The organism is Massilia sp. P2_C2, from assembly GCF_056404615.1.
Map to the genome: position 1 here is coordinate 1 of NZ_JBFUDR010000508.1, position 2,680 is coordinate 2,680.

General features: G+C 61.9%; 4 protein-coding genes. 3 read left to right on the forward strand and 1 reads right to left on the reverse strand.

Annotation, left to right across the window (positions count from 1 at the left end):
* The coding region (locus AC1DYX_RS30120; RefSeq protein ID WP_477265742.1) for a dienelactone hydrolase family protein at positions 1-350 on the reverse strand (350 nt) is incomplete at its 3' end.
* Positions 351-747: 397 nt separating this feature from the next.
* Here AC1DYX_RS30120 and AC1DYX_RS30125 point away from each other — a divergent pair.
* The 3 genes from AC1DYX_RS30125 to mlaD form a co-directional block, all read left to right on the forward strand.
* Positions 748-1,551: an ABC transporter ATP-binding protein gene (locus tag AC1DYX_RS30125; protein WP_477265744.1), complete on the forward strand. Its 804-nt coding sequence runs from the start codon at positions 748-750 to the stop codon at positions 1,549-1,551.
* On the forward strand, positions 1,548-2,327 hold the full coding sequence (gene mlaE / locus AC1DYX_RS30130) for a lipid asymmetry maintenance ABC transporter permease subunit MlaE (protein WP_477265746.1): 780 nt from the start codon (positions 1,548-1,550) through the stop codon (positions 2,325-2,327). Before AC1DYX_RS30125 ends, mlaE begins: the two co-directional genes overlap by 4 nt.
* Before the next feature lie 23 nt (positions 2,328-2,350).
* On the forward strand, positions 2,351-2,680 hold a 330-nt coding region (mlaD, locus tag AC1DYX_RS30135; protein ID WP_477265748.1), incomplete at its 3' end, for an outer membrane lipid asymmetry maintenance protein MlaD.

Below are 2,680 nucleotides of genomic sequence, written 5' to 3' on the forward strand. Positions count from 1 at the left end.
AGCAGCGCGGCGGCGGCGCCCGTGCTCGCGCCGAACAGGCCGAGGGGCAGGGCGGTCGTTGCCTCCTGCGTGCCCAGCCAGGTGGCGGCCGCGCGCAGGCGGTCCGTCAGCAGGGCGATGTCGAAGCGGTTGTGGACCTGCCGGTCTTCGTTCGTTGTGAGCAGGTCGAGCAGCAGGGTGCCGATGCCGGCGTCGCGCAGCACGTGTGCCACGTGGTTGTTGCGCGGACTGAGCCGGCTGCTGCCGCTGCCGTGCGCGAACAGCACGACGCCAGTCGCGGCGCGGGGCACCTCGAGCATGCCTTCCATCGTCGCCGCGCCGTTGTCGATGTGGACCAGGGCCTTGATCATGATCGTTCCCCCTTGACAGACTTGGACCGCCGCCGGCGCCGAAGATTCGCCGCCGCCGCACGRCATTGCCGGATTGTTAAATCAGCGCCTGACGGAAGGCTCGAATCGCGACCTTTCCGGCGTGCCGGACATGAGGTTCGATGCGCATCGCCGCGCCGCCGTCGCAAGCCGTTTCATTACGTTTCCGCAAGGCATTTGTTAAGGTAATTTCATAAAGTGCAACAATTTGCGTATGCATAAGTTAGTAAAAACAAGCACTTATGTTCAAAAATATCTGACTCATGATTTATTAATGTTGTAATATMACGTCGATAACATGGCCCGAATTGGGCCGCGTCCAGCAGGCATCGGCCTTTCTGCACTACAATACGGGATTCTCAAAATACCAATATCCACTGTGTCCAACCTCGTCGAAATCCGCGATCTGCATTTTTCGTATGGCGATCGCCCGATCCTGCAGAACCTGAGCATGGACTTCCCGCGCGGTAAGCTGATTGCCGTGATGGGCGGCTCCGGTTCCGGCAAGACGACGGTGTTGCGTCTCATCGGCGGACAGATCAAGGCCCAGCGCGGTACCGTGGCGGTGAACGGCGACATCGTGAACCAGCTCGATACGGAAGGTTTATACCGCTTGCGCCGCAAGATGGGCATGTTGTTCCAGTTCGGCGCGCTGTTCACCGACCTGACTGTCTTCGAAAACGTGGCCTTCCCGCTACGCGAGCATACGGATTTGCCGGAAGAGATGATCCGCGACCTGGTGCTGATGCGCCTGAACGCCGTCGGCCTGCGCAATGCGGCCGGCCTGAAACCGAACGAGATCTCGGGCGGCATGGCGCGCCGCGTGGCGCTGGCGCGTGCCGTCGCGCTCGACCCCGCGTTGATCATGTACGACGAACCGTTCGCCGGCCTCGACCCGATCTCGATGGGCGTGACCGCCAACCTGATCCGCAACCTGAACGACGCGCTCGGCTCGACGTCCATCCTCGTCTCGCACGACGTGCACGAAACCTTCATGATCGCCGATTACGTGTATTTCCTGTCCGCCGGCAGGATCGTGGCCGCCGGCACGCCGGAAGAAATGCGCCGTTCGGCCGATCCGTATGTCAAACAGTTCGTGAACGCCGAGCCGGACGGGCCCGTGCCGTTCCATTATCCGGGCAAGTCGCTGGCCGAAGACCTGGGCCTGGGAGGCAAGCGATGACGATGTTTTTGGGATTCATCGGCGGCTTCGTGCTCGACGTGTTCGCGCGCCTCGGTTTCGTCACACGCTCGTTCGTCGGCCTGCTCGGCAAGTCGCCGGGGGCGCTGCGTCGCCCCACGCTGATCTCGGAGCAGGTCCACTTCATCGGCAATTATTCGCTGCTGATCATTACCGTGTCCGGCCTGTTCGTCGGCATGGTGCTGGGCCTGCAGGGGTATTACACGCTGAGCCAGTTCGGCGCCGAGGAAAAGCTGGGCCAGCTGGTGGCGCTTTCCCTGCTGCGTGAACTGGGCCCCGTCGTCACCGCGCTGCTGTTCGCCGGCCGCGCCGGCACGTCGCTGACGGCGGAAATCGGCCTCATGAAGGCCGGCGAGCAATTGACTGCCATGGAAATGATGGCCGTCAACCCGATCCAGCGCGTGCTGGCACCCCGCTTCTGGGGCGGCCTGATCGCCATGCCGGTGCTGGCCGCCGTGTTTTCCGCGATCGGCGTGATCGGCGGCTACCTGGTCGGCGTGCAACTGATCGGCGTGGACGAAGGCGCGTTCTGGTCGCAAATGCAGGCGAACATCGATGTGCGCCGCGACATCATGAACGGCGTCCTCAAGAGCTTCGTGTTCGGCATCGCCGTGACCTTCACGGCGCTGTTCCAGGGCTATGAAGCGCAGCCGACGCCGGAAGGCGTGTCGCGCGCGACCACGCGCACCGTCGTGATCGCGTCGCTGATGGTGCTTGGGCTGGACTTCATCATGACCGCCTTGATGTTCAACAAGTAAATTGAAAAGTTGGGAAAAACTTTATGCATCGTAAATCCATTGACGTCTGGGTCGGCCTTTTTGTCCTGTTGGGTGCGCTAGCGCTCCTTTTCCTGGCCCTCAAGGCCGGTAACATGAGCACGATCTCGTTCACGAAGACGTATGCGATCACGGGCAAGTTCGACAATATCGGCGGCCTCAAGCCGCAGTCGCCGGTCAAGAGCRCGGGCGTGGTCGTGGGGCGCGTGGGCGACATCGCGTTCGACGACAAGAGCTTCCAGGCCATTGTCCGCCTCGATCTGAATCCCGCTTACAAATTTCCGAAGGACAGCTCCCTGAAGATCCTGACGTCGGGACTGCTGGGTGAGCAATAC

What these genes read in the sequence shown, in the direction of transcription:
- mlaE (WP_477265746.1), top strand. Translation starts at nt 1,548, where the DNA reads ATGACGATGTTTTTGGGATTCATCGGCGGCTTCGTGCTCGACGTGTTC.